Origin of the sequence: Mesobacillus selenatarsenatis SF-1 (assembly GCF_000813125.1) — a bacterium.
GTDB classification, from domain to species: Bacteria; Bacillota; Bacilli; order Bacillales; family Cytobacillaceae; genus Mesobacillus; species Mesobacillus selenatarsenatis.
Map to the genome: position 1 here is coordinate 46,701 of NZ_BASE01000035.1, position 25,865 is coordinate 72,565.

General features: G+C 40.7%; 29 protein-coding genes and 1 riboswitch. Of the genes, 18 read left to right on the forward strand and 11 right to left on the reverse strand.

Going from position 1 to position 25,865, the window contains the following annotated elements:
• Window positions 1-19: 19 nt before the first annotated feature.
• Window positions 20-727 carry a nucleotidyltransferase domain-containing protein gene (locus TY49_RS07810; protein WP_041965345.1) on the forward strand — a complete coding sequence of 236 codons (708 nt, stop codon included), beginning with the start codon at window positions 20-22 and terminating at the stop codon, window positions 725-727.
• 97 nt (window positions 728-824) lie between these two features.
• Here TY49_RS07810 and TY49_RS07815 read toward each other — a convergent pair whose 3' ends face one another.
• The 3 genes from TY49_RS07815 to TY49_RS24580 all read right to left on the reverse strand — a co-directional run bounded on the left by TY49_RS07815 (window position 825) and on the right by TY49_RS24580 (window position 2,045).
• The gene (locus tag TY49_RS07815) at window positions 825-1,286 is read right to left on the reverse strand and encodes a hypothetical protein (protein WP_041965346.1); all 462 of its coding nucleotides are present in this window, start codon (window positions 1,284-1,286) and stop codon (window positions 825-827) included.
• 25 nt (window positions 1,287-1,311) lie between these two features.
• Window positions 1,312-1,728 carry a hypothetical protein gene (locus TY49_RS07820; RefSeq protein WP_041965347.1) on the reverse strand — a complete coding sequence of 139 codons (417 nt, stop codon included), beginning with the start codon at window positions 1,726-1,728 and terminating at the stop codon, window positions 1,312-1,314.
• Between the two features lie 158 nt (window positions 1,729-1,886).
• Window positions 1,887-2,045: a hypothetical protein gene (locus tag TY49_RS24580; RefSeq protein WP_156972632.1), complete on the reverse strand. Its 159-nt coding sequence runs from the start codon at window positions 2,043-2,045 to the stop codon at window positions 1,887-1,889.
• Between the two features lie 160 nt (window positions 2,046-2,205).
• On the opposite strand from TY49_RS24580, the gene TY49_RS07825 reads away from it, so the two are divergent.
• Genes TY49_RS07825 through TY49_RS07845 form a run of 5 tightly spaced genes read left to right on the forward strand, consistent with a single transcriptional unit; the run spans window position 2,206 to window position 8,240 of the window.
• A complete protein-coding gene (locus TY49_RS07825) occupies window positions 2,206-2,970 on the forward strand; it encodes a hypothetical protein (protein ID WP_052442128.1) in 765 nt (254 codons plus the stop codon).
• Between the two features lie 30 nt (window positions 2,971-3,000).
• Window positions 3,001-3,333 carry a hypothetical protein gene (locus tag TY49_RS07830; protein WP_232310411.1) on the forward strand — a complete coding sequence of 111 codons (333 nt, stop codon included), beginning with the start codon at window positions 3,001-3,003 and terminating at the stop codon, window positions 3,331-3,333.
• Window positions 3,334-3,362: 29 nt separating this feature from the next.
• Window positions 3,363-3,656 (forward strand): hypothetical protein, encoded by a 294-nt coding sequence (locus tag TY49_RS07835; RefSeq protein ID WP_041965348.1) that lies wholly within the window; start codon window positions 3,363-3,365, stop codon window positions 3,654-3,656.
• A 23-nt stretch (window positions 3,657-3,679) separates the two neighbouring features.
• Window positions 3,680-7,363 carry a multicopper oxidase domain-containing protein gene (locus TY49_RS07840; RefSeq protein WP_041965349.1) on the forward strand — a complete coding sequence of 1,228 codons (3,684 nt, stop codon included), beginning with the start codon at window positions 3,680-3,682 and terminating at the stop codon, window positions 7,361-7,363.
• Complete coding sequence (locus tag TY49_RS07845) at window positions 7,347-8,240, forward strand: hypothetical protein (protein ID WP_041965350.1); 894 nt, start codon at window positions 7,347-7,349, stop codon at window positions 8,238-8,240. The genes TY49_RS07840 and TY49_RS07845 overlap by 17 nt, the downstream gene beginning before the upstream one ends.
• A 28-nt stretch (window positions 8,241-8,268) precedes the next feature.
• Here TY49_RS07845 and TY49_RS07850 read toward each other — a convergent pair whose 3' ends face one another.
• Window positions 8,269-8,790 (reverse strand): hypothetical protein, encoded by a 522-nt coding sequence (locus TY49_RS07850; protein WP_041965351.1) that lies wholly within the window; start codon window positions 8,788-8,790, stop codon window positions 8,269-8,271.
• A gap of 359 nt (window positions 8,791-9,149) precedes the next feature.
• Window positions 9,150-9,192, forward strand: a riboswitch (PreQ1 riboswitch).
• 54 nt (window positions 9,193-9,246) lie between these two features.
• Between TY49_RS07850 and queC the strand changes: the two genes are divergently transcribed.
• Genes queC through TY49_RS07870 form a run of 4 tightly spaced genes read left to right on the forward strand, consistent with a single transcriptional unit; the run spans window position 9,247 to window position 11,659 of the window.
• Window positions 9,247-9,903, forward strand: a complete 657-nt coding sequence (queC, locus tag TY49_RS07855; protein WP_041965352.1) for a 7-cyano-7-deazaguanine synthase QueC — start codon at window positions 9,247-9,249, stop codon at window positions 9,901-9,903.
• On the forward strand, window positions 9,903-10,379 hold the full coding sequence (gene queD / locus TY49_RS07860) for a 6-carboxytetrahydropterin synthase QueD (RefSeq protein WP_041965353.1): 477 nt from the start codon (window positions 9,903-9,905) through the stop codon (window positions 10,377-10,379). The genes queC and queD overlap by 1 nt, the downstream gene beginning before the upstream one ends.
• Window positions 10,372-11,100, forward strand: a complete 729-nt coding sequence (gene queE, locus TY49_RS07865; RefSeq protein WP_041965354.1) for a 7-carboxy-7-deazaguanine synthase QueE — start codon at window positions 10,372-10,374, stop codon at window positions 11,098-11,100. Before queD ends, queE begins: the two co-directional genes overlap by 8 nt.
• A 19-nt stretch (window positions 11,101-11,119) precedes the next feature.
• A complete protein-coding gene (locus TY49_RS07870; RefSeq protein WP_041965355.1) occupies window positions 11,120-11,659 on the forward strand; it encodes a VUT family protein in 540 nt (179 codons plus the stop codon).
• Between the two features lie 18 nt (window positions 11,660-11,677).
• On the opposite strand, the gene TY49_RS07875 is transcribed toward TY49_RS07870, so the two are convergent.
• From TY49_RS07875 to TY49_RS07885, 3 genes are all read right to left on the reverse strand, one after another.
• Window positions 11,678-12,697, reverse strand: coding sequence for a hypothetical protein (locus TY49_RS07875; RefSeq protein WP_041965356.1), 1,020 nt, complete (start codon window positions 12,695-12,697; stop codon window positions 11,678-11,680).
• Complete coding sequence (locus TY49_RS07880; RefSeq protein WP_041965357.1) at window positions 12,694-13,620, reverse strand: hypothetical protein; 927 nt, start codon at window positions 13,618-13,620, stop codon at window positions 12,694-12,696. The genes TY49_RS07875 and TY49_RS07880 overlap by 4 nt, the downstream gene beginning before the upstream one ends.
• Before the next feature lie 346 nt (window positions 13,621-13,966).
• Window positions 13,967-14,797, reverse strand: a complete 831-nt coding sequence (locus TY49_RS07885) for an SDR family oxidoreductase (RefSeq protein ID WP_232310412.1) — start codon at window positions 14,795-14,797, stop codon at window positions 13,967-13,969.
• Window positions 14,798-14,930: 133 nt separating this feature from the next.
• Between TY49_RS07885 and TY49_RS07890 the strand changes: the two genes are divergently transcribed.
• From TY49_RS07890 to TY49_RS07905, 4 genes are all read left to right on the forward strand, one after another.
• Window positions 14,931-15,221: a replicative helicase loader/inhibitor gene (locus TY49_RS07890; protein ID WP_041965359.1), complete on the forward strand. Its 291-nt coding sequence runs from the start codon at window positions 14,931-14,933 to the stop codon at window positions 15,219-15,221.
• Between the two features lie 314 nt (window positions 15,222-15,535).
• Complete coding sequence (gene desA / locus TY49_RS07895; protein ID WP_041965360.1) at window positions 15,536-16,570, forward strand: Delta(5) desaturase DesA; 1,035 nt, start codon at window positions 15,536-15,538, stop codon at window positions 16,568-16,570.
• Window positions 16,571-16,693: 123 nt separating this feature from the next.
• Window positions 16,694-17,833: a sensor histidine kinase gene (locus TY49_RS07900; RefSeq protein ID WP_041965361.1), complete on the forward strand. Its 1,140-nt coding sequence runs from the start codon at window positions 16,694-16,696 to the stop codon at window positions 17,831-17,833.
• Window positions 17,830-18,429, forward strand: a complete 600-nt coding sequence (locus TY49_RS07905; protein ID WP_041965362.1) for a response regulator transcription factor — start codon at window positions 17,830-17,832, stop codon at window positions 18,427-18,429. Before TY49_RS07900 ends, TY49_RS07905 begins: the two co-directional genes overlap by 4 nt.
• Window positions 18,430-18,647: 218 nt before the next feature.
• Here TY49_RS07905 and TY49_RS07910 read toward each other — a convergent pair whose 3' ends face one another.
• Window positions 18,648-19,022 (reverse strand): nucleotide excision repair endonuclease, encoded by a 375-nt coding sequence (locus TY49_RS07910; protein WP_041965363.1) that lies wholly within the window; start codon window positions 19,020-19,022, stop codon window positions 18,648-18,650.
• 150 nt (window positions 19,023-19,172) lie between these two features.
• Window positions 19,173-20,849 (reverse strand): M4 family metallopeptidase, encoded by a 1,677-nt coding sequence (locus TY49_RS07915; protein ID WP_041965364.1) that lies wholly within the window; start codon window positions 20,847-20,849, stop codon window positions 19,173-19,175.
• 412 nt (window positions 20,850-21,261) lie between these two features.
• Between TY49_RS07915 and TY49_RS07920 the strand changes: the two genes are divergently transcribed.
• A complete protein-coding gene (locus tag TY49_RS07920; protein WP_041965365.1) occupies window positions 21,262-22,836 on the forward strand; it encodes a DEAD/DEAH box helicase in 1,575 nt (524 codons plus the stop codon).
• Window positions 22,837-22,925: 89 nt separating this feature from the next.
• Here the strand turns inward: TY49_RS07920 and TY49_RS07925 are convergent, their stop codons facing one another.
• Complete coding sequence (locus TY49_RS07925; protein WP_041965366.1) at window positions 22,926-23,045, reverse strand: DUF4023 domain-containing protein; 120 nt, start codon at window positions 23,043-23,045, stop codon at window positions 22,926-22,928.
• Window positions 23,046-23,171: 126 nt separating this feature from the next.
• Here TY49_RS07925 and TY49_RS07930 point away from each other — a divergent pair, with 126 nt between their 5' ends.
• Entirely contained in the window at window positions 23,172-23,720 is a 549-nt protein-coding gene (locus TY49_RS07930) for a GNAT family N-acetyltransferase (RefSeq protein WP_041965367.1), read from the forward strand.
• A gap of 25 nt (window positions 23,721-23,745) precedes the next feature.
• Here the strand turns inward: TY49_RS07930 and TY49_RS07935 are convergent, their stop codons facing one another.
• The gene (locus TY49_RS07935) at window positions 23,746-24,282 is read right to left on the reverse strand and encodes a histidine phosphatase family protein (RefSeq protein ID WP_041965368.1); all 537 of its coding nucleotides are present in this window, start codon (window positions 24,280-24,282) and stop codon (window positions 23,746-23,748) included.
• A 122-nt stretch (window positions 24,283-24,404) separates the two neighbouring features.
• Here TY49_RS07935 and TY49_RS24945 point away from each other — a divergent pair, with 122 nt between their 5' ends.
• Together TY49_RS24945 and TY49_RS07945 are read left to right on the forward strand one after the other, a co-directional pair.
• Complete coding sequence (locus tag TY49_RS24945) at window positions 24,405-24,563, forward strand: hypothetical protein (RefSeq protein WP_041965369.1); 159 nt, start codon at window positions 24,405-24,407, stop codon at window positions 24,561-24,563.
• A 147-nt stretch (window positions 24,564-24,710) separates the two neighbouring features.
• The gene (locus TY49_RS07945) at window positions 24,711-25,730 is read left to right on the forward strand and encodes a LacI family DNA-binding transcriptional regulator (protein ID WP_041965370.1); all 1,020 of its coding nucleotides are present in this window, start codon (window positions 24,711-24,713) and stop codon (window positions 25,728-25,730) included.
• The last annotated feature ends 135 nt before the right edge of the window (window positions 25,731-25,865 follow it).

Genomic DNA, 25,865 nt, shown 5'->3' on the forward strand with positions numbered 1-25,865 from the left:
TCAATGGAGGACTTTGCCCATGAATACTAGATTATCAGCTTTAGAAACAGCGCAAAAGTTTGTGAAGGAGCGCTTCCCGGACTGTGATGCAGCATTGCTGGCCGGGAGTGTAACCAGGGGAGAAGCAACTGTTACATCTGATTTGGATATCGTAATATTCGACAAGGATATCCCCTCAGCTTACAGAGAGTCATTAGTTGCTTATGGCTGGCCGATCGAGGTTTTCGTCCATAATTTACACTCGTATAAGCTTTTCTTTGAAAGTGATGTAAAAAGGGCGAGACCAAGCTTGCCGAGAATGGTTGCAGAAGGAATTGTTATAAAAAAAAGCGATTTTCTTCCGGAAATAAATGATGAAGCTAAAAGGATAATCAAACTAGGACCAGAGGAGTGGACCAAGAAAGAGATCGAATCAAAACGATATTTCATTACTGATACGCTTGATGATTTCATTGGAACGAACAACAAGGCGGAAGAACTCTTCATTGCAGGGGCGCTTGCTGAACAGCTGCAAGAATTTGTGTTAAGGACAAACAAGCGTTGGGTCGGCAAATCCAAATGGGTAGTGAGGGAGTTAAATCATTATGACCCCGTTTTCACTGGGAAATTTGTAGAAGCATTTTCACAGTATTACAAAACAGGTAACAAAAAGATGGTCGTAGATATGGCCGAACTGGTCTTAGAACCCTATGGGGGAAGATTATTTGACGGCTTTTCTATAAAGTAGAAAAAAGCAGCGTGAATTGATGCTGCTTTTGTCTTTTACAACTGATTTTCACTTCCAATAGAGGCAACTTTAAGATCATTAATGTGCCCATAATCATTCATGCCTTGAAAGAAAATAGGAGCAATATAGTAGATATTCCCTGGATAAATAGACTGAAAAGGGCAAAGAAGATCGTCATTTCCTGTTCTGAAGCAATGGTACCAGGAAGACCACAAATAGCTGGATTTTTTACCACCAATCCCACCATCGTTCCCATAATCGCGCTTATGCCCCCGTTATAAATCCCTGCAATCAATGATTGCGCATTCAACATTGAGCCATATAAAAAACCGATTGTGATACCAAGTAGAATGTTAAGCACACCAACAATTTCGAAACTGTTAGGGAAGAGCAGTATGAGATTCAGTGAAGCAACTAGTCCCAGTGTGCTGCTGGCAAAATAGGAAGCTGTATATCCAAACCTGTCACTAAACAGCAATCTCGATTTACGAAGTACATAATATAGCCAGGCTCCAATTAAAAAATTGATGAAAGTTATAGAGATTAATATTATCTGCATAAGACATCCCCTCCAGATTACTGAATCAGGTTTTGTAGGCCGAGGAAGCCGCTATGCAAAAAGAACTGAGGATGAAAATCTCGATCATGATTAAGAACATTACCCCTTCATATGCTGCAGCCCCAACCATAGGCGCCATGATTCCCATCATTAGCCCAGTTATATAACCAGACAATAAAGTTTGATAGTCAAAGAGGTTGCCAAACAAGATTCCTGAAATGCCACCTATGATCACCGAAAACAACGTCGCTTCCAAAAAGTAAAAAGGATACAAGTTGATAAAAATAATCCCGGTCCCTAGAGCCAAACCTCCAGCAGCCACCATGGTTATGTTCATTCCTAAATGAAAACCGATTTGTTTTCTTCGATTGTATAGAAAGATATATAGGACGTATGCGGACAAGAAATTAATTGGATAAAAAATCACAATCCATTCCGGCATGACACATCACCTCTCCTGTTCAATGTATTCATAACTGAAGATGAGGTGTTTGAATTTATTGCCAATTACTTTGACGATTATGATATTTGCCTCATATGATAATGGGAAAATTCGTTCATTTATAAGCAAGTATTAACTTTTTACATTTAGATTAGTGTCTAGCTCCAGCGCCTAGCCAGTTTTCTTCCCTGATTTTGCTGCTTCGAGTATCTTGCGATAAGCGTTAGCTTTGAGCAGCTCGAGACGCTTGTCCAGCTGCGGCTCCTAACTCCTCGAGTCGCTTCGGTCCTGCCAATGAAGTCAAAGAACGACTTCACTGTCAGGCTCTCCAGCGCTTGTCGGAGTTGGACAGTCGCCTCTGCTTTTCGTTTTCGGTCCGCCCAATGAAGTCAAAAAACGACTTCACCGGTCGGCCCTCCAGCGCTTGTCGGGGGCTGACCAAGGCACTTGCGCTTTTCTTAGAAAGGGGTCAATTCGTTGAGAACAGGTATGCGTCATTCGGATTATTTGAAAACTCTGTTAGAGGACAGAAGGAATGAAGTCAGGCATGTTGATCCTATTCATGAAGTCGGTAATCAAATTACTTCTCCACCAAGTGCAACACCACTAGAAGAGAATAAAATCATTGCCGAATACCTGGAACAAAAAAACCTTCACACACTGGCGAATGCTGTTCCTGAATTTAAAAAGACTTTGATTTTAAAGAAGTTCTTTAAGATGAAACGGAATCAAGAAGTAATAGTCTATTTTGACCATCAAGGTACTACTAAGGAAACCTCAGGCAAGGTCAATGCGATTGGAAGAGATTTTGTCATACTGACCAATTTAAAAGACCGGATCTGGATCCCATACAAAACGGTATTATCAGCAAATTCTCCATCTGGTATGCCGACCTATGAAAATGCCCATCAAAATTTCATCTATGATAATGACTTAAAACGAAAACTGACTACGAATTTTGGTGAAACAGTTGCCAAACGGGATGTATTAATTCATCAATTTTTCGAAGAATCTCTTAGAGGCAACCTTGAAAGATATAAAGGAGTATGGGTAAAAGCTGTTACTCCTGAAGAAACAGTCTGGGGCAAAATCGTCTCGGTGACTGAAGAAAGTGTTTTATTACACTCTGTTAGCTCAAAAAGAATAATTGCCTTCGATGATTTATCTCATCTCACTTCTGCCCGCCTTTTTAACCGGGTACTTTTAATGGGGAAGAATGTTTTTACGACTTTATTCCGATAAGGTCCTTATTTCCGAGAAAGGGTGAAAAATATGCATGACTTTCAATTAAAATCATTACAGCCTGTTTCAAATGCTGCTAAAGTCAATGATCCTTTATTTGATTTTTTTTACAAGCATACGGGCAAGCAAATTCTGATTATTACGGAATCATCACAACTAAATATATTGGGGCAAACATTCAGGCCGATTTTTTGCGGAAAGATAGCTGAAGTTGAACCTGGCCATTTAACACTTACCCCCGTAACTATTAAAATTTTGAATGCACCGTTTCATAAATTCCCAATTCCTATATCCATTCCTTTTGAAAAAATTGCCCATTTTACAACAGATATCGATTGTTCTATGAGAATACCGTTAGTTTAAACATACAAGTAAGGGAGGCGTTGTTTCTTATGACCGTCGATTACTCAAAAATGACAGATGTAAATGAAATCCATGACTCAGCCATTTTGGAACACTTCAGAAATGGAATTGGCCACAAAACGCTTGTTATTTCTCCATCCTATCCGTATATGTTCGTTGGCATAATCAAGGAATTGATTGGCGATACGGTAATGATCGATGTTGAGACCACTCACTTTGCTCAATTAGAAAACCGCGAATGGTACATTCACATTCATAATATTGAAGTTTTCTATATTGAAAGGCCGGGTGCACCTAAAATACCAAAGCTCGAGGACTATTAGATACCTATGAAGGGGGGAAATACATGTTACGAAAATATCATGTTGTCGGAATTTCAACGAGAATAGTAGTTAATACGTTCGGTGATCATAATCCTAATGGGAAAATATATGTCTTGAAGGAAAATGAATCAAAGCTTAAAGACCTCGTGCGTAAGAACCCTTACAAGCCAATTGATCTAGTTCAACCGTTAGCTATTCGTGCCAACGAAGGGGATATAGTTGAAATACTTTTTGAAAACCAGCTTCCTTTTTCAGCAGGAATGCACTTCGAGGAGGCTGATTATAATGTTCTGACATCCGACGGGGCTAATGCAGGTTATAACCCAGACACAACGGTAGAACCAGGAGGGGAGATTGTTTACAGGCTTAATGCTAGTCAGGAAGGTATATACTTCTTCACCGACCTGGGCAATGTTTCAAGCACCGAACAAGGGTCAAGTGTCCAGGGATTATTCGGGGCGCTGCTTGTCCAAAAAAGGGGCTCTAGCTGGACTGATCCTGTAACGGGGGGTCCAATCAATAGTGGTGTGTATGCTGACATACACCATCCCATTCTGCCATCTTTCAGGGAGTATGCCTGGTTCTTCAATGATGAAATGGAAATTAAGGATTTAACGGGGAATCGACCTTTCAACCCAATGACGAACCAGGAAGCTGAATCCTTCCATGGAGTGAATCTTCGCTATGAACCTATGACAAACCGTAAAAGACTGATGGAGGCAGGAGTTGTATGTCCGGATTGTGATTCAGAAGAAGTCCATCATGATTCCTGGGTTTTTGGTGATCCCGCCACTCCGATATTAAGGGGGTATGTAGGGGATCCGGCAGTCATCAGGCTAATCCATGGCGGCGTAAAGGAAACACATGTATTTCACTACCATGTCCATCAATGGCTGGGTGATTCCAGCAATATTAATGCAGAAATTCTAGATGCCCAATCCATTAGCCCGCAAACTCATTATTCAATTCAGCCGCTCTATGGACTAGGGAGCCTGCATGGTGCCATTGGAGACTCTATCCTCCATTGCCACCTGTATCCACATTTCGGCATAGGCATGTGGGGTATAAACAGGGTTTTTGATACACTACAGGATGGCAGCCAATGTTATCCGAATGGTGTTCGTATTGATGCTCTTAAACCTCTGCCAGACCGTCCGGCACCGCCAAAGCCAACTCCTGAAAAGCCCGGATTCCCTAATTTCATACCAGGAAAAGTCGGCTACAAAGCACCAAGACCGCCACTAGGAATTGTCGGTGGCCGGGAAATGACTGAATTGGAAAGGAATGCAGCGATTCCAAATCCCCGTCCGGGAGCAGTTTTTGTTGACCCTTGTCTAGACCAGGACCCAGTGGTAGTCGAATTCAATGTATCTGCAATTGAGATGCCTGTTGTCTATAACAAACAGGGCTGGCATGATCCGAAGGGAAGATTTTACGTGATGGACGAAGATCTGGATGATATCCTTTCGGGAAAAAAAGAGCCAGAGCCGCTAGTCTTCCATGTTCCTGCTGGTACGTGTATAAGGATGAACTATACAAATCGTATGCCTCATATTCTTGATGGTGACGCATTCCAGCTGGTGACAAGGACGTATGAAAATGGTTTTCACATTCACTTTGTAAAATTTGATGTCCTTGCCTGCGATGGAGGAAATGTAGGATGGAATTATGACAGTGCTGTTCTTCCTGGCCAGACTATACGCTATGAGTGGTATGCAGAAACCGAATTAAAAGCGTTTTTCTTCCATGATCATCTGTTTGCTAACTCGCACCAGCAGCATGGCGTTTTCGGAGCAGGCGTCATTCAGCCGCGGTTCTCTAGATTTCTCGATTCTAGAACAGGTGATGAGGTGGACCACGGAACCCAGATTTCTGTCGAACACCCATTGATTCCGGATTATCGTGACCAGACACTTTTCGTCCATGATTTTGCCCTTTTATTCGATAAAAATGGCCGGCCAATTCAGCCGCCAAGGTATCCTGGTTCGGAGGATGACCCAGGCGTGTTTGGTGTCAATTATAAATGTGAACCTTTAAAGTTCAGGCTTGATGAGGATTGTGACCCCGCCTATTCCTTCAGTTCCTATGTACATGGTGATCCGGTTACACCAATACTAAAAGCCTATGAAGGAGATCCGATCAGGATCAGGCTATTGCAGGGAGCACATGAGGAATCCCACAGTTTCAATATCCATGGTTTAAGGTGGAAAGAAGAACGTCCAGATCTTGGTTCATCCATGAAAGCGCAGCAGCATATCGGGATTTCTGAGTCGTTTACTTTCGAGACTGAGATACCTGCCTCCGGTGATTATCTGTGGGCCTTTGAGGATGAGGAAGATGTTTGGCTTGGGACATGGGGGTTAATCCGGGCGTATAGCTCAAAAATGGATGATTTAATCGTATTGGCTGACCGAGAAGCTCTGCAGCAAGAATCCATTGAAACTCCAAAGCCTACAGGCAAACCGCCTGAAAAAGCAAATCCTCTTGCCAGTCTACCGCCCGGAGCTTACCATGGCTCACCTGTCAAGAAGTTTGAGTTAGTCGCCTTCCAGACACCAATCCAATATAACACATATGGAGATCATGACCCATATGGAATTATTTTCGCTCTAAAAGAGGATGTAGAAGGCATTCTCTCAGGCCAAAAGAATCCGGTGCCACTAATCCTAAGGGCAAATGTCGGTGACCTTGTAGAGGTAACCCTGACAAGTGAGCTGAAGAAAGAGCTCTTTCCATTTCAAGATGGAATCCATCCCTATCCGCAGGTAAAAGAACAATCTTTTTATCCTCCTTCACTAAGGATATCACTCCATACTAGCTTGCTGGATTATGATGTAAAGACATCCAGTGGAGATACAGTTGGTTTCAATCCGGATCAGACTATCGGCCCCGGTGAGACAATCACTTATAGATGGCTTGTTGATGGCCAGTTTGGAATGTGTTCGATGTGGGACATGGCCGATTTGCGAAATCACCGTTCGTACGGAACATTTGGTGCTTTTATTGCCGAATCCAGGTTTACAACATACCTGGACCCTCACAGCCTGGAAAAAGTAAATACAGGCGAAAATGTGGTCCTTCGTCACCCCTTGCTGCCTGCTACAAGAGAATTCGTCCTCATAATGCACGATGGTGTAAGACTGGAGGACAAAGCTGGAAAGGTAATCATTGACCCGATGGATGGGGTTATACCAGATACAGAGGTGCTAGAAGAAGTCGATACGTATGATTATGGTTCAAGGGGGTTTAACTACCGGAGTGAGAGATTGATCAATCGTTACAAGGAACACCCGTTAATACACGAGCTGTTTTCATCAGAAATTTTCGGCGATCCTGCGACACCTTTATTCGAAGCGTATCCGGGCGAGGCAGTGGTTATACGGATTACCACTCCAGCAGAAAGGCGAAGATCTCACACTTTCCACCTTCACGGACATTATTGGAAATTCGACAGTAAAGATCTTGATTCTCGTATTCAGTCATTTATAGGTCATATGGTTACTGGCCATACTGATGACTTGCGCTTGATTGGTGGCGCAGGAGGAGTTTTTAATTTCCCTGGTGATTACTTGTACCGGTCCGGCAATATCCGCTGGGACATAGAGTTGGGTATGTGGGGAATCTTCCGTGTTCATAAGGATACGAAGCAAAATCTGCCACGACTTGAGGAAGTTAAAGGGGAGTGGGACGATGAAAAAGAGGCATAAAATTGAAATCCCAGTTGAGGAGTCTTCAAGCCATGAGTTGATGGAAAGCAGTTCCTCCTCAGCAAACAGCCCAGATGATGATTTCTGTTTCCCTGATGATTGTCCTGAAAGAATCGAAACTCTAAAAATACCTTCGCCGACATCTTGTATGCCTGAAGGTCAGTTGTACGAACTTGAAGAGAAAATTGATGGGGCCAATCGCATGCTCTTGGATCTCGGTCTATCAAATGAGCAGTCTGAACTTGGACGGAGGATTTTATTTGACGGCCTGGCAGGGCAAATGGTGAAGATTAAAATAAACTGTTCAGATCATGAAGAGAGCAATACAGAAGCGAGTCCAGCAGATCCGATTGAGGAAGTAATAAACAAGAAGACAGAGAGGAAAAAGTGTTACAAAAAGAAACGGCTTGCCAAGAAGAAGCGCAAGCATAGGTATAAGAAGAAGAAGTTGGGCAAAAATTTCCTGAAAGGATATGTACAATTAGTGGGCAGTGATTTTGTCCAACTCCAGAAAAATAGAAAGACATTCATTATACCTTTCAATAAGATCTGTCTAGTTTTATCTAAAAAGCCGTATCACCCACCTAGATCCCATGCTCCTTTACTAGATATCGATCCATGTTTCCGGAGGGATCTGACCTTTAATTTTGGAGAAACAGTAGCTCATGACCCTGAGCTGATCCAGATCTTTTTCAGGATTAAGTTATCAATGTACCTTAAAACATTTACAGATGAAAAAGTAATAATTTATACAAATTCTGAAAAGGTAATAGGTTTATTGGCAGGGCTGGAAAACGGAAACGTTAATCTAGTCAGTGAGAATGGGCAAATTAAAGAAATACCTTTTACGTCGTTCTGCTACCTGAAAAAAGCTTGACTCACAATAGAAGCGCCTGAGCATTTGCTCAGGCGTTGTTTCCTTCATCCATTTCAAACCAATTGATTGTATCAAACGGAATCATTCTATATTTCTTTTTTGAGAGATTTTGGTTGCCCTTGTTGTTTTCGTGAATGAAAAGCTCGACAAAATCTGTTCCGACAAAGGAAATACGACCATTGACTTTTTTTACCTTGTCATCACATTCTGACCCAATAATAACCTTACATCCAATATAACCTCGCAATACTGCTGCCATTTTGTGCCGCAAACCACCTAAGCGGACGCTGAAATGCCTGCTGCATAACTCTCGATCAGCGAAATTATAGCGACGGTCGAAAATAACCGGGACACAATCATCTTTATAGCTATGGCAATATCCATGATGCGTACTTGATTCCAGCTCATCTAAGTTTGGACAATCTGTTTGTGAGCCAAAAGAAAAGGCTGACTCAGCATCCTGGCAATGCGGATGGTCGCAGTCATGGAATTCTTGGGATTTCTGTTCGAAATAATCTCGGCTTTTTGAAAAATAAGCCCCAATATCCATTTGTATCCTCCTTTTTAGTTTCGTGAAATAGGTGCCTGTATTTATTTTATTCCCGGAAAAGATTTTCGAAAGAGCAAGATGCCCTGTTGGTAACTTCAACATGCCAAGTATTCTATAATAAGGAGTAATTATATTGGTTTGGCTATTTCCAAATACTGAAAAAGCGACACATTATTTAGTCTGGTTCAGGAACTATCTGACTATAGGGCCGTCAGCAATCTCCTTGGACGAAAAATGGTCAGCTCTCAGGTTCAGGCATCAGGACCTAGTAAAATCTTAAAAGTGATGGCATAAAATAAGCTTTCCTTTTATAAAATGTATGATAAAATAAAAAAGTCAAAATTACATATTCCGTTCTGACGGAAGAGGTTCTAGCTACCCTCTCAAAAAAACTAAGGGAAAACAGTACTGCTGTCTTAGTGGTGCTGTTTTTTCTGTTGTAAAGGAGTATTACAAATGAAAAACGAAAAAGCTGTTGTCGTGTTCAGCGGCGGACAGGATAGTACAACTTGCTTGTTTTGGGCCATAAAGGAATTTGGAGAAGTTGAAGCAGTCACTTTCGATTACAACCAGCGGCATCGGACGGAAATACATTGCGCAGAAGAAATCGCCAGCGAGCTTGGAATCAAACACCATGTTCTCGATATGAGTCTGCTTAACCAACTCGCTCCTAACGCACTCACACGAAATGATATCGATGTGGAGGATGGAGAAGGCGGAGAGCTGCCTTCAACCTTTGTGCCGGGAAGAAATCTATTGTTTTTATCCTTTGCTGGAGTGCTTGCTAGTCAAGTAAGAGCAAAGCACATCGTAACAGGTGTATGCGAAACCGACTTCAGCGGATATCCAGATTGCCGGGACGTGTTCATAAAATCATTGAATGTAACTCTTAACCTGTCAATGGACCAGAACTTTGTCATCCATACACCCCTAATGTGGCTGAATAAGGCACAAACCTGGAAGATGGCTGATGACCTCGACGCTTTTGAATTTGTCCGGTCAAGGACATTGACTTGCTATAACGGAATCATAGCAGATGGCTGTGGGGTTTGCCCTGCCTGCAAGTTACGGAAAAAAGGACTGGACAAATTCCTGGAAGGAGATGTTTCTTGATGTACGATTTCAGGATCGTCGATCAGCTTCAGAAAATAGATAAAGATATTAAGAGAGAGCAACTAAAATATCATTCCAATCGTGTGCTTGTCAGTAAGGAATTCACCTTTGATGCCGCACATCACCTTCATGAATATGAGGGGAAATGCAAAAACCTCCACGGCCATACCTATAAAGTTATTTTTGGTCTGAGTGGTTTTGTCGATGCCCAAGGATTAGTGATAGATTTTGGGGACATAAAGAGTATTTGGAAATCAGATATTGAAATATATCTTGATCACAGATATTTGAATGAAACATTGCCGCCCATGAATACAACTGCTGAAAATATGGTTGTCTGGATTTATGAAAAAATGGCTGAAGCCCTGGCCAATAGACAGCATTTATACGACGGTGCAAAGGTCGAGTTTGTTAAACTCTACGAAACTCCTACAAGCTATGCTGAAGTAAGACGGGAGTGGATGGAGATTGAGTAAGATTCCCGTGATGGAAATTTTCGGACCGACAATTCAGGGAGAAGGAATGGTCATCGGACAAAAGACAATGTTTGTTCGAACGGCAGGATGTGACTATTCCTGTGACTGGTGTGATTCATCCTATACTTGGGATGGTTCTGGAAAAGACTTAATCCGTCAAATGGATGCTGAGGAGATCTGGAGCGAAATGAGAGCATTAGGAGGGGATGGTTTTTCATATGTCACCATATCCGGTGGAAACCCAGCTCTCCTGAAAAATCTATCTGGACTGGTTGAATTACTAAAGGAAAACCATATTAACATATGCCTGGAGACTCAGGGCAGCAAATGGCAGGACTGGTTCTTGAAAATTGATGCACTGACCCTGTCCCCGAAACCGCCTAGTTCTGGAATGAAAACAAATTTCGAAGTTTTGGACCAAATTGTATATGGTCTGAAAGAGAATGCTTCTTTAAAAAACGCCAGCCTTAAAATAGTCGTTTTTGATGAGGTTGATTATGAATATGCCAAATTGTTTCATCAGCGCTATCCCGAATTACCGTTCTTTTTACAGGTTGGAAATGACGACATTGAAACAGAAGACCAGATGAACCTCATGTCATCGTTGGTAGATAAATATGAATGGCTGATTAATAAGGTTATGTGTGACGTGGAAATGAACAATGTTAGAGTTCTTCCGCAGCTTCATGTCTATGTTTGGGGAAATAAAAGAGGGGTTTAGACTAACAGGAGGTAAGATGATGAGAATCTTTTTATACCTAATTTCAATTGTTACTGCCAATGTGATTACAGCGGCTCTTGCACCGCTTCAATTTGGAATGTTCATTGTGCCGATGGGGACATTGCTGATAGGGGCCACATTCATTTTCCGTGACCTTGTGCAGAATAAGTACGGTCGTGTGAAGACTTATATGTTTATCGGTTTGGCACTCATTCTGTCAGCAATCGTTTCTTTTATTCTTGGAGATACAATGTGGATCGTCTTTGCTTCGGCGATGAGCTTCGCTGTTGCTGAAACGACAGATACTGAAATTTACACAAGACTTAAGCTTCCAATGAGCTGGAGAATATTCTACAGTGGTTTGGTCGGGGGCCTGCTTGATTCAGTAATATTTGTTGTGATTGGATTGAGTCCGCTTGGAGCAAACTTCCTTCCGTGGGAAGCTGTTCCGGCAGCGATTTTAGGCCAGGTTATCGTTAAAACCATCATCCAGGGAATTGGCGCAATGCTGCTTAACCCTATTAGTAACATTTTCAATAATAAAGCGATGACAAACTAGGATAAAAAGGTGCGCGATCTATTGATCGAGCACCTTTTGTTTGATTGGAATGAATTTTGCCGAAGTAATATTATCACCGTCTTCTTTGATATCTTGTTGTTTTGTTTTGGGGAAGGACAGGCCTGATTGTTCAGTTTGTCTGTCCATATTAGCGATTATTTCATTCTTGATTACAATAACAAGGATGAAAATAACTAGCAGCAGTCCCAACGAACTGAAGGCGACCCATGGAGCATTTTTAAGTGTCCAGAAGTTTTGTCCTGTGAGTCCTGCAAGTTCATTGGTGATGGACTTTGGATAAGACGTATTATAAATCTTTTCTTCATGACGTCCACCGAGAAAAAGCCTAAATATGGCCAATCCCATCAATATTTGCAGGGTTTGTAATACCTGCTGGACAAACAGCAGGATCAAATGAGGTTTAAGGTGTGGCAAGATCTGCACTCTTAAAATATGAAATTTACTTCCTCCTAACAAAGCTGAACTTGTCACATACGGTTTCGTGCTGATCTCCTTAACTAAATCTGTTGTGAAGAAAAATACAGCTGGAAACCCAAGAAGGAATAAAACAATTAACTGGTATTCGATTTTGACGATAACGGGTATCTCGTTAAAAGGAAATATGACAGCATCCATCAATATGACAGCGACCAGTAGTAAAGGGACATAATGAAAAGGTAGGAAAAATGCCTTAACAAATGCTTTAATGGCAGGTGCCCAGGTTTCAGTGATTATTCCCAACATAGCGCCAACGGCTACTCTTGCTAGAGAAACAATAAATACGGCTGCAATGGTATATTTAAGTCCATCCAAAATTAGAAGCAAATTATCCCTGCCATCACGGTCAGTACCCAAAATATAGTCTTTACTGGGAGGGTAAGGCGGATTTTCCAGGACGTCTCCGTTTTCATCATATAGCTGGTCAAGCATCGAACGATAATCCCCAGGACCGATATAATCATATAGAATACTGGCAATCAATAAGGCCAGCAAGACAGCCAGGCTGATTTTCGTTTTACGATATGTTGGTAATTTCATAACTGGAATTCTCCTCTTTTCCTGATCACAGTCTCTTTCACTATTAATTTGATAAGGTACTCTAGCAAGATTACCGGGAAAATTAAAATTCCAATCCCATAGATTAGCGGCAATACATGTTGTCCTCTAAAGACCTGTTCAATGATTTGGTTTGTAAGAGTAATATTGTAATGATACATATGTTCAATCAGGATTAAATTGGAGAGCATCATATAAAGGATGACCCGGAATTTAAGAGATAAAACAGGCAGGATATTCCGCAGCATGTAAACAGAATATAAATAAGGTCTGGATAAGCCTTTAGAATATCCTAACTGGACGTAATGGGCCTGTTCTTCCTCCTCCATACATTTGATTAGATATAAACCAAAAAGGACTGCAGGCAAAAAAGAAGTAACGATGACAGGAAAAGCGACAGGCTGTGAAGATCCAAATCCATACATCGAAAAAACTTTAAAGTTGAATTCCTTCAACAGGTAGATGTTCAGCATATTAATGATGAAAATGAACAAAAGATCAGGAAGCCCTTCAAAATAATCCAGAAATTGATGGAATCTTCTCCTTAACTTAATAGGTAATAAGATCACGAGGAATCCGATCATGCATCCCAGCATAATGATCGCAACTAGTGAAATGCCAAGCACCTTATAGGAATTCATAAAACCATCCAAAACATTTGGGTTTTTGACATAATCAAAGACATCTTTAAAACTGAAATCCATTAATTGAGTGAAGATTGTTTGCAATCGCAGCTGAACTCCATCAAAAGATATCGCTAAATGTTCACCGGGCTTTCTATCAAAATTAAATATAGCAGTGAAAGAAAGCAGAAAGCTTATTCCAAGCAAGAAAGTTCCTATCAAGGCCAGGATGTAAAGTGCTTTCGTAAATACATTTTTAAGTATCCATAATCCATTAATCATGACTATTCTCCTTCCAGACCTATTAAATTTCTCTCTTGTGGTGAAAAAAACCTTTTTTAGAGAGGTTATTTTAGCAAAATAATTAGGTTACACAATCTCTCCAGTATCGGAATGAAAACAGCAAAATAAAAAACTCTTTTCAAAAGAAAAGAGCGCAGTGGGGAGAGAAAAATTTGTATTTGTGTGGGGGCTTCGAGGATCGTACCCTTATGCAGCGTTCTTGGTCCATAAGGGTACAATTAAGATTAATTCGTATGTAGGATCCTCATAAGGGTACTTATAATTGCTAAGCACCTCCTTATGCAGAGCTCATCCATTCAAAATATGAATTTAGCCGCTGGGCCCATTATAACTTTATTTTTTTCAATACGATTCTTTCGATTGTTTTCCAAGGGAGATAGTTCTTTAACTGAATCATGGTCTTGACCCCTTTTCCAATAGGGTATCTTAGGTTTGGTGTGTTTTCATTTGAAGCAATCGTCGCTGCAAGTCTGGCAACCTCCACTGGATCTCCATAGGAGTCTTGCCCGGCTGTTAATGTTTTCATTATTGAAACCTTCAGCAACTCATATGGCGAGCCATTGAGCAAAGGTATATTTTCAATACTTTGCCAAATATTTGTTTTGTAAGAACCCGGTTCGATAAGAATTATATCAATTCCAAAGGGTTTTAGCTCCAGCCTTAAGCTTTCACTGTATCCTTCAAGCGCATGTTTCGAAGCAGCGTAGGCTGACAATCCAGGGAATCCAAATCTGCCGCTGATGCTGCTCATATTAATGATTTTACCCTCTCCTTGCTTACGCATGACAGGAAGGACAGCCTGTGTGACGGCAATGACCCCAAAGAAGTTCGTTTCAAATTGACTTCGATATTCATCCACTGTAAGTTCTTCAGAAAATCCACCCTGAGCGTATCCCGCATTGTTGACGAGCACATTTACAGAAACAAGGGATTTCACAAACACTTTGAACTTCTCGATTGATTCTTGCATCGTAACATCCAGTGGGAAAACAGTTATCTTATCTGACACATTTTCAGCGGATGCTAGTTTTAGCAAGTGTTCTTTCTTATTGAGGTCTCGCATTGTTGCGATCACCTGGTAACCTGATTTAGCCAATTCGATGGCGATTAGTTCACCAAATCCGCTAGAGGAGCCTGTTACAATGGCTGTTTTCAAATAGTTCACCTTCTTAACTGTCTTTTTTACTATATTACAGTTAAAAAATTATTTTGAACATGAACAATGTATCTTTCTAGCATTCATGGAAAAAATCTAATACTGTGGATTTTCCCTGAAAAGGAGCATGCATATGACGAAGATAGAAGCGTTAAAGGTCCTCAACCTCATTGAAAATTGTTATCCACTTGTAACATTAAAGAGTGAAACGATTCTTATGTGGATGGCCAAATGTGAGTCACTGGATTACAGCAAGGTGTTAAATAAACTGGCTATTCATATAAGGAGTAATCCCTATCCTCCCACAGTACAGGAGATCTTAGAAAGATCTTGTAATGAGGGCAAATATTTCGAGTGGTTGGAGGAATATTCAATAAGAATAAAAAAGACAAAAGATTTTGTGGCAAATAGCAAAAATTTTTAGTGAAAAACGAATTTTTGCGTTTGATATTGGATAAGTCGGGTAATTTTTCAGATGAAAAATAAGCTTTATTAGTTGAAGGAGGTTATGGATATTTAGAAAAGTTTTCACTATTTAGCGTTGTATAAAAAATATCAACAAATATTATCACCTGGTCTTAATGAAAAATACATTGATAAATCAGGGTTTTGAGGAAGGGTTTGATCGAAACATGACATTTGTCATATGTCATGCATGACACCTGCTACTGCACAGAATCATTTCCCTTATTTATAATTTGGTTAACTAACATATCCGAAAGGGGAATTTATATCAAGATGACAACTCACAACGCAAAAGAACTTAGAAAACAGGTCGCCCCTTATGAAAGTTCTAACATTAAAGATAGTATCATTCAAATGCTGAATACGATTGTGCCATTTTTGGCATTTTGGTTCTTGGCTTACCAGAGCCTTGCAATTTCCTACTTGCTGACACTGGCATTTGCTGTTCTTGCTGCTGGATTTATGATTAGGATTTTCATTATTTTTCATGACTGCACACACCATTCCTTTTTTAAAAATCGTAAAGCCAACAAAATAGTTGGCACATTGACTGGAGTATTGACGCTATTCCCATATAGCCAGTGGGGGCATGAACATTCCGTACACCATGCAACGAGCAGTAATTTGGACAAACGTGGCACGGGAGACATTTGGGTTATGACAGTTGATGAATATATGGCTGCACCATTTTTGCAGAAGCTTGCTTACAGGATGTACCGCAATCCTTTTGTCATGTTTGTATTGGGACCTATTTATCTCGTATTGATTACCAACCGTTTCAATCGAAAAGGTGCAAGACTTAATGAACGAATGAATACCTATCTTACTAATGTATTGATTTTAGGGATTTCTGCCCTGCTTATATGGGCAATTGGCTGGAAAGCTTTCGTGATGGTAGAGGGACCAATCTTTTTCATTGCTGGGATGTTGGGCATCTGGCTATTCTATGTACAGCATACATTTGAAGATTCATATTTCGAAGCTGATAAGGATTGGGAATACGTGAGAGCTGCGGTAGAAGGAAGCTCTTATTATCAGCTGCCTAAAGTGCTCCAATGGATTACTGGCAACATAGGCTACCACCATGTACACCATTTAAGCCCTAGGGTTCCAAACTATAAGCTTGAAGAGGTACACAAGAATACGAAGCCGTTGCAGAATGTACCGACAATAACACTTTCTACAAGCTTGACATCCCTGAAATTCCGTTTATGGGATGAACGGAATAAGCAGTTTATCAGCTTCAAGGAAATGAAAGCATATGAGCGAAACAGTAAATTGACGACTCAGACGAAGCCCGAACTATAAACCCAACTCCCCTTGCATCAGGATCCTATCCATCCTGATATAAGGGGAGTAATTTTTTGTAAGCTGACAAATTTTTCTTGTGTTAAAATAAACGTATAAATGTATAAAAGCAGAGGTTCTGATATGATTAAAAAGTTTTTTAATTCGCTTAGAAGTACCGGCATTTCACCATACATATGGACGATCCTTGGTATATTGCCTTTTTACTTCATATGGCAGTTGCCAACAACAATCGGCAAAGTGGTCGGCATCATCCTGACCCTATTGTTCTTTCTCGTATACTGGGTGGCCTTTGTCTCAAAAGGGTGGACAGTATATCTATGGACTTGTATATTAATCGGAATTTCAATAGCATCGGCAAGTCTTTTCAGTTACATATATTTCGCGTTTTTTATCGCATATTTTATTGGAAATATCAAAGACCGGCTCCCATTCCTTGTACTATATTTCATCCATCTTATAGGGACATCGATCGTCATTAACTTTGAAATTGTCCTTAAGGAAGACTTTTTCATCAGACAGCTGCCAATCATTGTGATTGTTTGGATCGGTGTCATACTACTTCCGTTTAGTATCCATAACAGAAATGAAAGAGGAGAACTGGAAGAGAAACTTGAGGATGCGAACAAACGGATTTCAGATCTGGTTAAAATAGAGGAGCGACAGAGGATTGCCCGTGATTTACATGATACTCTCGGTCAAAAACTTTCCCTGATAGGACTCAAAAGTGACTTAGCACGGAAATTAATCAATAAAGATCCAGAACTTGCAAAAGAAGAATTGAAGGATGTCCAGCAAACGGCGAGGACCGCACTTAATGAAGTGAGAAAAATGGTTGCCGAAATGAGGGGGATCCGGCTCCGCGACGAATTGGTACATGTCAGCCAAATGTTAAAGGCTGCTGAGATCAAGTTTATCGGGGATGAAGAGGAATTCAATCTCAACAATGTGTCCTTGCTGTCAGAGAATATCCTAAGCATGTGTTTAAAGGAAGCAGTCACGAATGTAGTAAAGCATAGTAAAGCATCAACCTGCAGCATCTCCATAAAGCAAACAGAGAAGGAGCTGGTTGCAGTAGTAAGTGATAATGGGGTAGGGAATATAACAGATGAGGACCTATATAAAGGCAGTGGACTTCATGGCATGAGAGAACGTCTCGAGTTCGTGAATGGCACCCTTGATATATTTTCAGAAGACGGCACGATACTATTAATCAAGATACCAAAGGTATTAAAACAATTTGGCAGGGAGGACCTTATATGATTCGGATTGTCATTGCGGAGGATCAGCGCATGCTGTTGGGGGCATTAGGCTCCCTGTTGAGTCTTGAGGATGATATGGAAGTCGTGGGCAAGGCGAGCAATGGCGAGGAAGCTGTCGCGCTTGCAAAAGAGCTAAAGCCGGATATCTGCGTTATGGACATCGAAATGCCGGGTAAAACTGGACTAGAAGCGGCGGAAGAATTGAAAGGGCAAGGATGCAAGGTAATTATATTAACGACGTTTGCACGTTCTGGATATTTTCAGCGAGCACTGAAAGCTGGTGTGAGCGGATATTTGCTAAAGGATAGTCCATCTGAGGAGCTTGCAAGTTCGATTCGCAGCGTGATGGGGGGAAGGCGCGTTTACGCACCCGAACTTATGGACGATGTATATAGTGAAGAAAATCCGCTGACTGATCGAGAAATGGAAGTACTTGAGCTTGTCGCCGATGGGAAAAATACGAAGGAAATCGCGGGTCAACTCAGTATTACGACAGGCACAGTCCGAAATTATATTTCTACGATCCTCGATAAGCTTCAAGTCACCAACAGGATTGAAGCAATCACTCAGTCAAAGGAAAAAGGATGGTTTAAGTAATAATCCTCTTTTCTCAAACTTTGTTGCTATTGAACACAAATTAGGATTAAAACCCATTTTTCTTAGCAAAGTTGACTCTTTTTAAGAGAAAAGAGCATGCAAACTTAATACCGACCTGCAAAATGGCTTTTTATTACGTTAAAATCGGCTTTAGGATTTTAACAACAATCTTTACGAAGATAGCCAAGTAAATAAAAGAGCCTGAAATCAGGCTCTTCTTATTTATAAAATACCTTATCGATATTATATTTAGCTTTAAGTACGTTGATTGCATAGGTTTCATAGATTTCTCTGTCTATCGGATCTACCACGGTAATCACAGCAATCTTGTTGACTTCATGTCGATGGTTTTTAATGGGGGATACATTATCCTCGAAATGTTTTTTAACGCGAGGTCTGAGTTTACGCGCTTTCCCAACAAACATCAATTCATCATCGGCGTTGAAAAACAAGATGATTCCGCCTTTATCCCTTGGGATCCGGTGGTAATCCGTAAAACCATATTCACTGCTGATGACCGCTTCAACCTTTTCACCTAATTGTTTGCTTCGTGTAACGACTACATCTGGTGCTGGTAGCTCAATCTTAATCACTAATAATCACTTCCTATTCTTCAATTAGTAAATCGTACCACAGCCAAATATGAAAATCCACATATATTATTTTACCCAAACAGAAAGAGCCTGACCCATAAAGCGGCATGAAATACCGCAGAGGGCCAGACTCAATTAATTTCCTATTGTTTATTCAGTTATTCCTACACCATCAAGTCCAGCCTGAGTTGCAATATATTCGGAGCTGTCAGCTCCATACAGGTCATCAGCTGACTGGAGAAGGGCATTCCGAGCATCGCTGAAGTTAGAATCCGGAGTCAAATACACAGTAAGAGCCCGGTAATAAATTTGTCCAAGTTTGTGCTTGCCAATTTGCTCGCCTGTCAAATAGGCTGCGTGATTAATGATTGAAGAGTTAATGTGAACTCCGCCATTGTCGAGATTCATTGGAAGGTCATAATACTCATCCATATGCTTTGGATACATTCCTTCGCCATTCCCATAGGCTACATAAGCACTTCCCACAGGGAACCGGCTAGGGTCACTTAAGCTTCTTAAAGCATCACGGCCGCTTTCAACAGCTGTTTCTCCCATGATATCTTCACCAAGCTCCCAATCATCCGCATCAATCAGGGCACCAAAAATATCCGAAAATGCTTCATTCAGTGCGCCAGACTGGAAACGGTATTTGAGGTTGGAAGAAGTATTCGTCACCCCGTGTGTCATTTCGTGGGCAGCGACATCCAGGCCAGCGGAAAGGGAAATCATGAACTCGCCATCCCCGTCACCATACGTCATTTGAGAGCCGTTCCAGAATGCGTTATTGTACTTGTCCCCGTAGTGGACTGTCGAAACGATAGCCATTCCTTTCCCATCGATTGAATTACGTCCATGCTCATTCAGGAAGTAGTTGTATACCTTTTCTGAATTATAATGTGCATCTACACCAGCACGTTCGTAGTCACTTGTCCAGGCAGCATCCTTAGAAGCGAAAAGGTCACCCGGAAGCCTTGTAGAGCTTGAACGCCATTGGTTTTTGAAATCATAGGTGAAAATACCTTCCGCATTCTCAAGTGAACTGTCATAAAGGTAGAAGGTGGAACCTTGTTTTGAACCTGCTTCGTTTTGATGTGAAATATTCAGAACGCGATGGTCACCTTTCACTCCCAGACCAGAACCTTTCGAAGCTGAGTATTCTCCTGTATGCATCAAAGCGTTATACTTATCCACAATGTTGCCGGTTTTAGCATCTATATAAACATACCAGTTTCCTGGTTGCTCACCTAAGAAATTCACATTCACTTTATAAGCTAAGTAATCTTCATTATTAAAAGGGTAAACGACTAATTCGGTTTCAGGTTCAGTTTCGAGTTGGCCAGGTGCCGACACTGAATCTTTAGCCAGATCAAGAGCATTCTCAGCCGAAATATCAGGCTGAATGTTGATGTTTTTACCTGCAACAGCATTGTTATATTGACCATTAACCGATTTAACAGAACCATCCTGATTATAGTGTACAACCATCTCTGCACCTTCAACAGGCACCCCGTTGATTGTTTGCTGCAGCCTCATGTGTTTCATACCCAGTTTGTCCTTTTCTTCACTTTTAACCTTGAGGCTTTGACCTGGATTTATCAGTTTAAGCTGAGCTTTATTTTCTTCCACAAACTCTATAGGCTCTAATTTTGCACCTTTGTCTGCTTTCATGTAAATGGATGGATTTGGCTGTTTTACAGATAGACCTTTCTGTAAAATGGTGTTTGAAACATGATGTGTTTGGACTGCCTTAACCGGTGAACCGACCAATGGACTTACCATTAACGCTGTTGATAATAACATAGGGATTACTAATTTTTTCTTTTCCATCTTACACACTCCTGTTTCACTGATATTCCCTGCCATGACTAAACTAGTACTATTAGCATTTTTATGTATGTGGGAGGGTAAGAGATAGTGTAAAAGAGAAAACAATAAAAGTTAATAGAAAAGTTAAAGGATTCTGAAAATTGAACACAAAGGAGTGTTTGGTTTAGATGTTTCGTGTGACGAAAGACGTATTTTCCAAAAAAAATTACAGTTCTTCCTGCCTAATATTGGAACACGCCGCTAATTATGGCGGTTTGTTACAAATGTTTTATATTGTGCAAATTCCTGGCCAAGGAATAACAAGCAATCCTGAAAATATGAAAAGCAAAACTTGATATTTTCTTGCTTAAAAAGCAATAATTAGAAGGATGGTTGGTATAATCCAGCCTATTAAAGAAAGCAGGGATTGAATTTGAATCACTTTAGAACTTTAGGTATTTCAGAACAGCTTGCAGAAACACTAAACCAACAGGGAATTACCGAGCCTACACCAATTCAGACGAAAGCAATACCGTTATTGCTCAATGGGAAGGATGTTATTGCGCAGTCACAGACGGGTACAGGAAAAACCTTTGCTTTCGTGCTGCCGATCCTGGAGCGAATCGATATCGAGAAATCACATATACAGGCATTGATCGTTACACCTACAAGAGAGCTTGCGTTGCAGATTACCCATGAAGTTAAAAAACTAATTGACGGAAAAGATGGAATAAATGTTCTTGCTGTTTATGGAGGTCAAGATGTCGAATCACAGCTTAAAAAGCTTAAGAAAAACATCCATATTGTCATCGGAACTCCCGGAAGATTGCTTGACCATATCCGCAGGGAAACAGTCGATTTTTCCAAAGCAGCTTTTCTTGTACTTGATGAAGCAGATCAAATGCTTCATATCGGTTTCTTGAACGAGGTTGAAGAAATAGTCAAGCAGACACCAAAAACAAGGCAAACCTTACTCTTTTCTGCGACAATGCCGGACGAAATCAAAAGGTTGGCTAAACAACATATGTACAAGCCTGAATACATCCAGGTTGAGAAAACCCAGGCACCGCTAGAAAACATCAAACAAATTGCTATTAGCACAACCGACAGGGCAAAACAAAATGATTTAATTGAATCACTTAGACTGTATCAGCCGTTTTTAGGTGTGATTTTTTGCAGGACGAAAAGAAGGGTTAGCAAGCTGAATGACGCTTTGAAAGCGAATCAAATTAATTGTGATGAGCTGCATGGAGACCTCTCCCAGGCAAAAAGGGAACAGGTCATGAAAAAGTTCCGAGAAGCAAAAATTCAATATCTGATTGCTACGGATGTGGCGGCCAGGGGGCTTGATGTTGAAGGTGTCACACATGTTTTTAATTATGACATCCCTCTGGATACAGAAAGCTACATCCATCGAATCGGCCGTACGGGCAGGGCAGGAAGTGAGGGGCTCGCGGTAACGTTTTATTCGCCAAAAGATAGACCTTTGTTGGATCAGATTGAAACAGAGCTCAATATAAGAATCGAAAAGAAAAACATGGGGAATGCCAAAAAAGGTGAATCCCAAACAGATGAATATAATGCCGATAATAAAAGCAAGCAGAGATCAGGTGATTACAAAGGAAAGAATACCAGATCCAGAAGACGAGACGATAGGAAGCCCGAAAGAGACCACAGGGGCGAAAAGATAGGAAAAGAACCGGTTTCCCGGAGACGGACAGAAGATAGACGTGAAGTACGTTACGATGGCCCGGGCCGCAGAGATAGAGAACTGCCATCATCAAAACGTGGACGAAGAAGCTCTCCAGAAGGACAGCTATCAACTTCCCCTCGTTCAGGTGGAGGAAGAATGGAAAAGCCTTCAACCGGTGCACGTGACGAAAGATCAAGAAGAATTACTACAGAAAAACCTAATCAGGAAAGAGCTGGAAGAGAGAGACGCAACTCCAGTTCACCTGGAGGTCGAACAACAAAAAGTAGCGGTCCAAGAAACCGCAGGAGCAGGTAGTAGACACTAAAATAGACCGCATATCTGCGGTCTATTTTAGTGTCCAAGCTGCGCTCGTGGGGGCTGACCAAGGCGCTTGCGCTTTTAATTTAATGTTGTTTATTTGGGAGCTTGTCGCTTGGATTTTCTTTTCCCTGCCGCTTTCTATTTTGTTCGTCTTTCCTCTGTTTATCATGAAGCTTCTGAACAAATTCGTGGGTATTCTCCATTATAGAACCTCCTGTTATAGATGACTCGTCGTTACTTTTTCCATTACCTATTCAAATCATTCATGTAATTTATACACCGTTAGAGTAAAATAATGATTATATTCAAAAATGTCTGGAGTGACTTAATTGCAAATTGAAGATATTTATAGGAATCTGCCGAAGCTTGAGACGGAGCGACTGATTTTAAGGAAAATCAGTCTAGAGGATATTGATGATATACATACTTATGCATCCAATCCTGAGGTATCAAAATATGTCTTCTGGGAAGCTCATGAAACAAGAGCGGCGACTGTGGAATATGTGAAAATGATTCTTGCTCTGTATGAAGAAGGGAAAATTGCTCCGTGGGGCATCCAATATAAGAAGGACAACAAACTTATTGGCACCGTTGACTTTGTTTCCTGGCAGCCACAGCATAAAACTGCAGAAATCGGTTACGCGCTCTCAATGGACTATTGGGGAAGAGGAATTGCTACCGAAGCAGCCAAAGAGCTGATAAGATTCGGAATGAATGAAATGGATTTAGTAAGGATTCAGGCAAAAGCCCTTGTTTCAAACAAAAGTTCAGAGCGTGTTATGGAAAAAGCTGGAATGAAATTTGAGAGCATCTTAAGAAAATTCATCTTCATCAAAGGTGCCCATTATGACGTAAAAATGTATTCAATTATAAAATAAGACGCTTCAATTTTAGCGCCTTTAGTTATGTTTTTTCAAAAATATATACTTTTGCATTTTCAGGTCTGTTAAATTTCGGGCCTGAAAATCCTCTTTTCAGTAACTCCTTCCTCATGAACATCATGATTCCTCCGTGCCCAACAATCAATAAATCTTCACCATGATTTATTGCTTCATCCAAAACTCTGTTAATACGCGAGACTACTTCTTTTTTACTTTCCTTTTGTGATTTATGTCCCAAAAACCAGGCAAGCCTTATTAAAGTGACATGAAGCCAGAGAGGAAGGCGCATTTCAGTATGGATGACTGGGTAAAGCGACATCTCCCGCAGGTCCTCCAAAAAAATAATATTTCCTTCAAAAGCCCTTGATGCAGTAATTTTCGCTCTCTCTAAATCACTTGAGTAGCATTTGCTCCACTTTTGTCCCTGATGATCAATATCAACTTCCTCGATTTTGGATTCATTATACTCCTGTTGCCAAATAAGAAGCTCCTGGGAGGTAACAAGCTTACTTGGATAGCCCAATGTTACTTTAAAATGGCGTAACAATCCAATTTTCATTTTAATCACCCTAATAAATGTAGTATTGTTATTAATTCACCAGATGTCTCCCGAATACCTTCATGAATTATCTGTGTTAGTGAAAGCGAAAAGAGGAACTTTATATACAGGAGGTGTCTACATTGCCAAGAGGAAAAGAACTTGAACAGCTGCCAATGGCTAATACTTTGGCCGGTATGGGGGAAGATCGCAGTAAATTTGACCGTGATGTATTATCCGGGATCTTCACAGATGAAAGACCAATGCCAGCAAAAGTGAAAGAAAATCAGAGTAGTAACTAAAGTAAACTTGAAGGTTTCGGCCTTCAAGTTTTTCTTTAAATAGAACCCTTCAATCAACTTTTATTCGAAACAAGGTTGATATTAGACTAAAATCATAATATTATTAAGTTGGAAACGTAAACGTTTACGTAAAGGGTTTGGTAGTTAATGAGTTATACAATAAAAGACGTAGCAAAACTTGCAAATGTCTCGATTGCTACTGTATCAAGGGTCCTCAATGGTCAGGGCGGGTATTCAAAAGCAACAGAAGAAAAAGTTCATCTTGCGATAGAAGAGCTAGGCTACCAGCCAAACGCATTCGCCCGCGGTTTAATCAGTAATAAATCCAATACATTAGGAATCCTTTTCCCAGAAGTTTCGAGCCAATTTTCTTCCAAGATCCTTCGAGGTGTTGAAGAAGCAGCCCATTGTCTCAATTCCAGCGTGATTGTCTGCAATACGGCGTCACATGGACAGAGAACGATGAAGTACTTACAGCTTTTAACCGAAAAAAGGGTGGACGGTATCCTGTTTGTTAGTGAAATGATAACTGAAGAGTATTATAAAAAGCTTGAGTCAATGCAGATACCGGTTGTCCTTATCTCGACTGAATCCTATCAATATCCTTTGCCTTACGTGAAAGTTGATGATAAGCATGCCGCTTTCACCGCGACTGATTATTTGATAAAAATGGGGCATAGTAAAATCGGAATGATCAGTGGGAATAAAGATGACATAATAGCTGGCCAGCCGCGAATAGACGGCTATAAGCAAGCGTTAGCTCAAAGGGGACTAGCCATTAAAGATGAAAATATAATCCATTCAAATGGATTTTCATTTCATGATGGTTTAACCGGTTTACCGAAACTCCTTGAACAATCACCGGATTTGACAGCTGTATTTGCCGCCAGCGATGCATTGGCCCTTGGAGCGATATCAGCCGCTTATAAGCTTGGCATTAAAATACCCGACAACCTTTCCATAATCGGCTATGATAATTTGCCGATTGCAGAGATGTCGATTCCGCCACTTACAACAGTAGCTCAGCCCTTGGAAGAAATGGGTATTGTTGCAGCAGAAATGCTATTTACGATGATGAACCAGGGTAGAAGAGTTGAAAGCAGGATTATAGCTCACTCTGTTATTGAACGGGAAAGTGTGAAAAAGTTAATCTTATATGATACGTAAACGTTTACTAAGAATGTCGTCACATAATGTTGTTTTAGGACTCATTCTAATATCCTTATTCATCCTGAAATAGGGGGCCTTTTGGGGAGATTTACGAATGGGATATGAATTAACAATCAAAATTTAAAGAAGAGA

What these genes read in the sequence shown, in the direction of transcription:
- TY49_RS07810 (WP_041965345.1), top strand. Translation starts at nt 20, where the DNA reads ATGAATACTAGATTATCAGCTTTAGAAACAGCGCAAAAGTTTGTGAAG.
- TY49_RS07815 (WP_041965346.1), bottom strand. Translation starts at nt 1,286, where the DNA reads ATGCAGATAATATTAATCTCTATAACTTTCATCAATTTTTTAATTGGA.
- TY49_RS07820 (WP_041965347.1), bottom strand. Translation starts at nt 1,728, where the DNA reads ATGCCGGAATGGATTGTGATTTTTTATCCAATTAATTTCTTGTCCGCA.
- TY49_RS07830 (WP_232310411.1), top strand. Translation starts at nt 3,001, where the DNA reads ATGCATGACTTTCAATTAAAATCATTACAGCCTGTTTCAAATGCTGCT.
- TY49_RS07835 (WP_041965348.1), top strand. Translation starts at nt 3,363, where the DNA reads ATGACCGTCGATTACTCAAAAATGACAGATGTAAATGAAATCCATGAC.
- TY49_RS07840 (WP_041965349.1), top strand. Translation starts at nt 3,680, where the DNA reads ATGTTACGAAAATATCATGTTGTCGGAATTTCAACGAGAATAGTAGTT.
- TY49_RS07845 (WP_041965350.1), top strand. Translation starts at nt 7,347, where the DNA reads ATGAAAAAGAGGCATAAAATTGAAATCCCAGTTGAGGAGTCTTCAAGC.
- TY49_RS07850 (WP_041965351.1), bottom strand. Translation starts at nt 8,790, where the DNA reads ATGGATATTGGGGCTTATTTTTCAAAAAGCCGAGATTATTTCGAACAG.
- queC (WP_041965352.1), top strand. Translation starts at nt 9,247, where the DNA reads ATGAAAAACGAAAAAGCTGTTGTCGTGTTCAGCGGCGGACAGGATAGT.
- queD (WP_041965353.1), top strand. Translation starts at nt 9,903, where the DNA reads ATGTACGATTTCAGGATCGTCGATCAGCTTCAGAAAATAGATAAAGAT.
- TY49_RS07870 (WP_041965355.1), top strand. Translation starts at nt 11,120, where the DNA reads ATGAGAATCTTTTTATACCTAATTTCAATTGTTACTGCCAATGTGATT.
- TY49_RS07875 (WP_041965356.1), bottom strand. Translation starts at nt 12,697, where the DNA reads ATGAAATTACCAACATATCGTAAAACGAAAATCAGCCTGGCTGTCTTG.
- TY49_RS07880 (WP_041965357.1), bottom strand. Translation starts at nt 13,620, where the DNA reads ATGATTAATGGATTATGGATACTTAAAAATGTATTTACGAAAGCACTT.
- TY49_RS07890 (WP_041965359.1), top strand. Translation starts at nt 14,931, where the DNA reads ATGACGAAGATAGAAGCGTTAAAGGTCCTCAACCTCATTGAAAATTGT.
- desA (WP_041965360.1), top strand. Translation starts at nt 15,536, where the DNA reads ATGACAACTCACAACGCAAAAGAACTTAGAAAACAGGTCGCCCCTTAT.
- TY49_RS07900 (WP_041965361.1), top strand. Translation starts at nt 16,694, where the DNA reads ATGATTAAAAAGTTTTTTAATTCGCTTAGAAGTACCGGCATTTCACCA.
- TY49_RS07905 (WP_041965362.1), top strand. Translation starts at nt 17,830, where the DNA reads ATGATTCGGATTGTCATTGCGGAGGATCAGCGCATGCTGTTGGGGGCA.
- TY49_RS07915 (WP_041965364.1), bottom strand. Translation starts at nt 20,849, where the DNA reads ATGGAAAAGAAAAAATTAGTAATCCCTATGTTATTATCAACAGCGTTA.
- TY49_RS07925 (WP_041965366.1), bottom strand. Translation starts at nt 23,045, where the DNA reads ATGGAGAATACCCACGAATTTGTTCAGAAGCTTCATGATAAACAGAGG.
- TY49_RS07935 (WP_041965368.1), bottom strand. Translation starts at nt 24,282, where the DNA reads ATGAAAATTGGATTGTTACGCCATTTTAAAGTAACATTGGGCTATCCA.
- TY49_RS07945 (WP_041965370.1), top strand. Translation starts at nt 24,711, where the DNA reads ATGAGTTATACAATAAAAGACGTAGCAAAACTTGCAAATGTCTCGATT.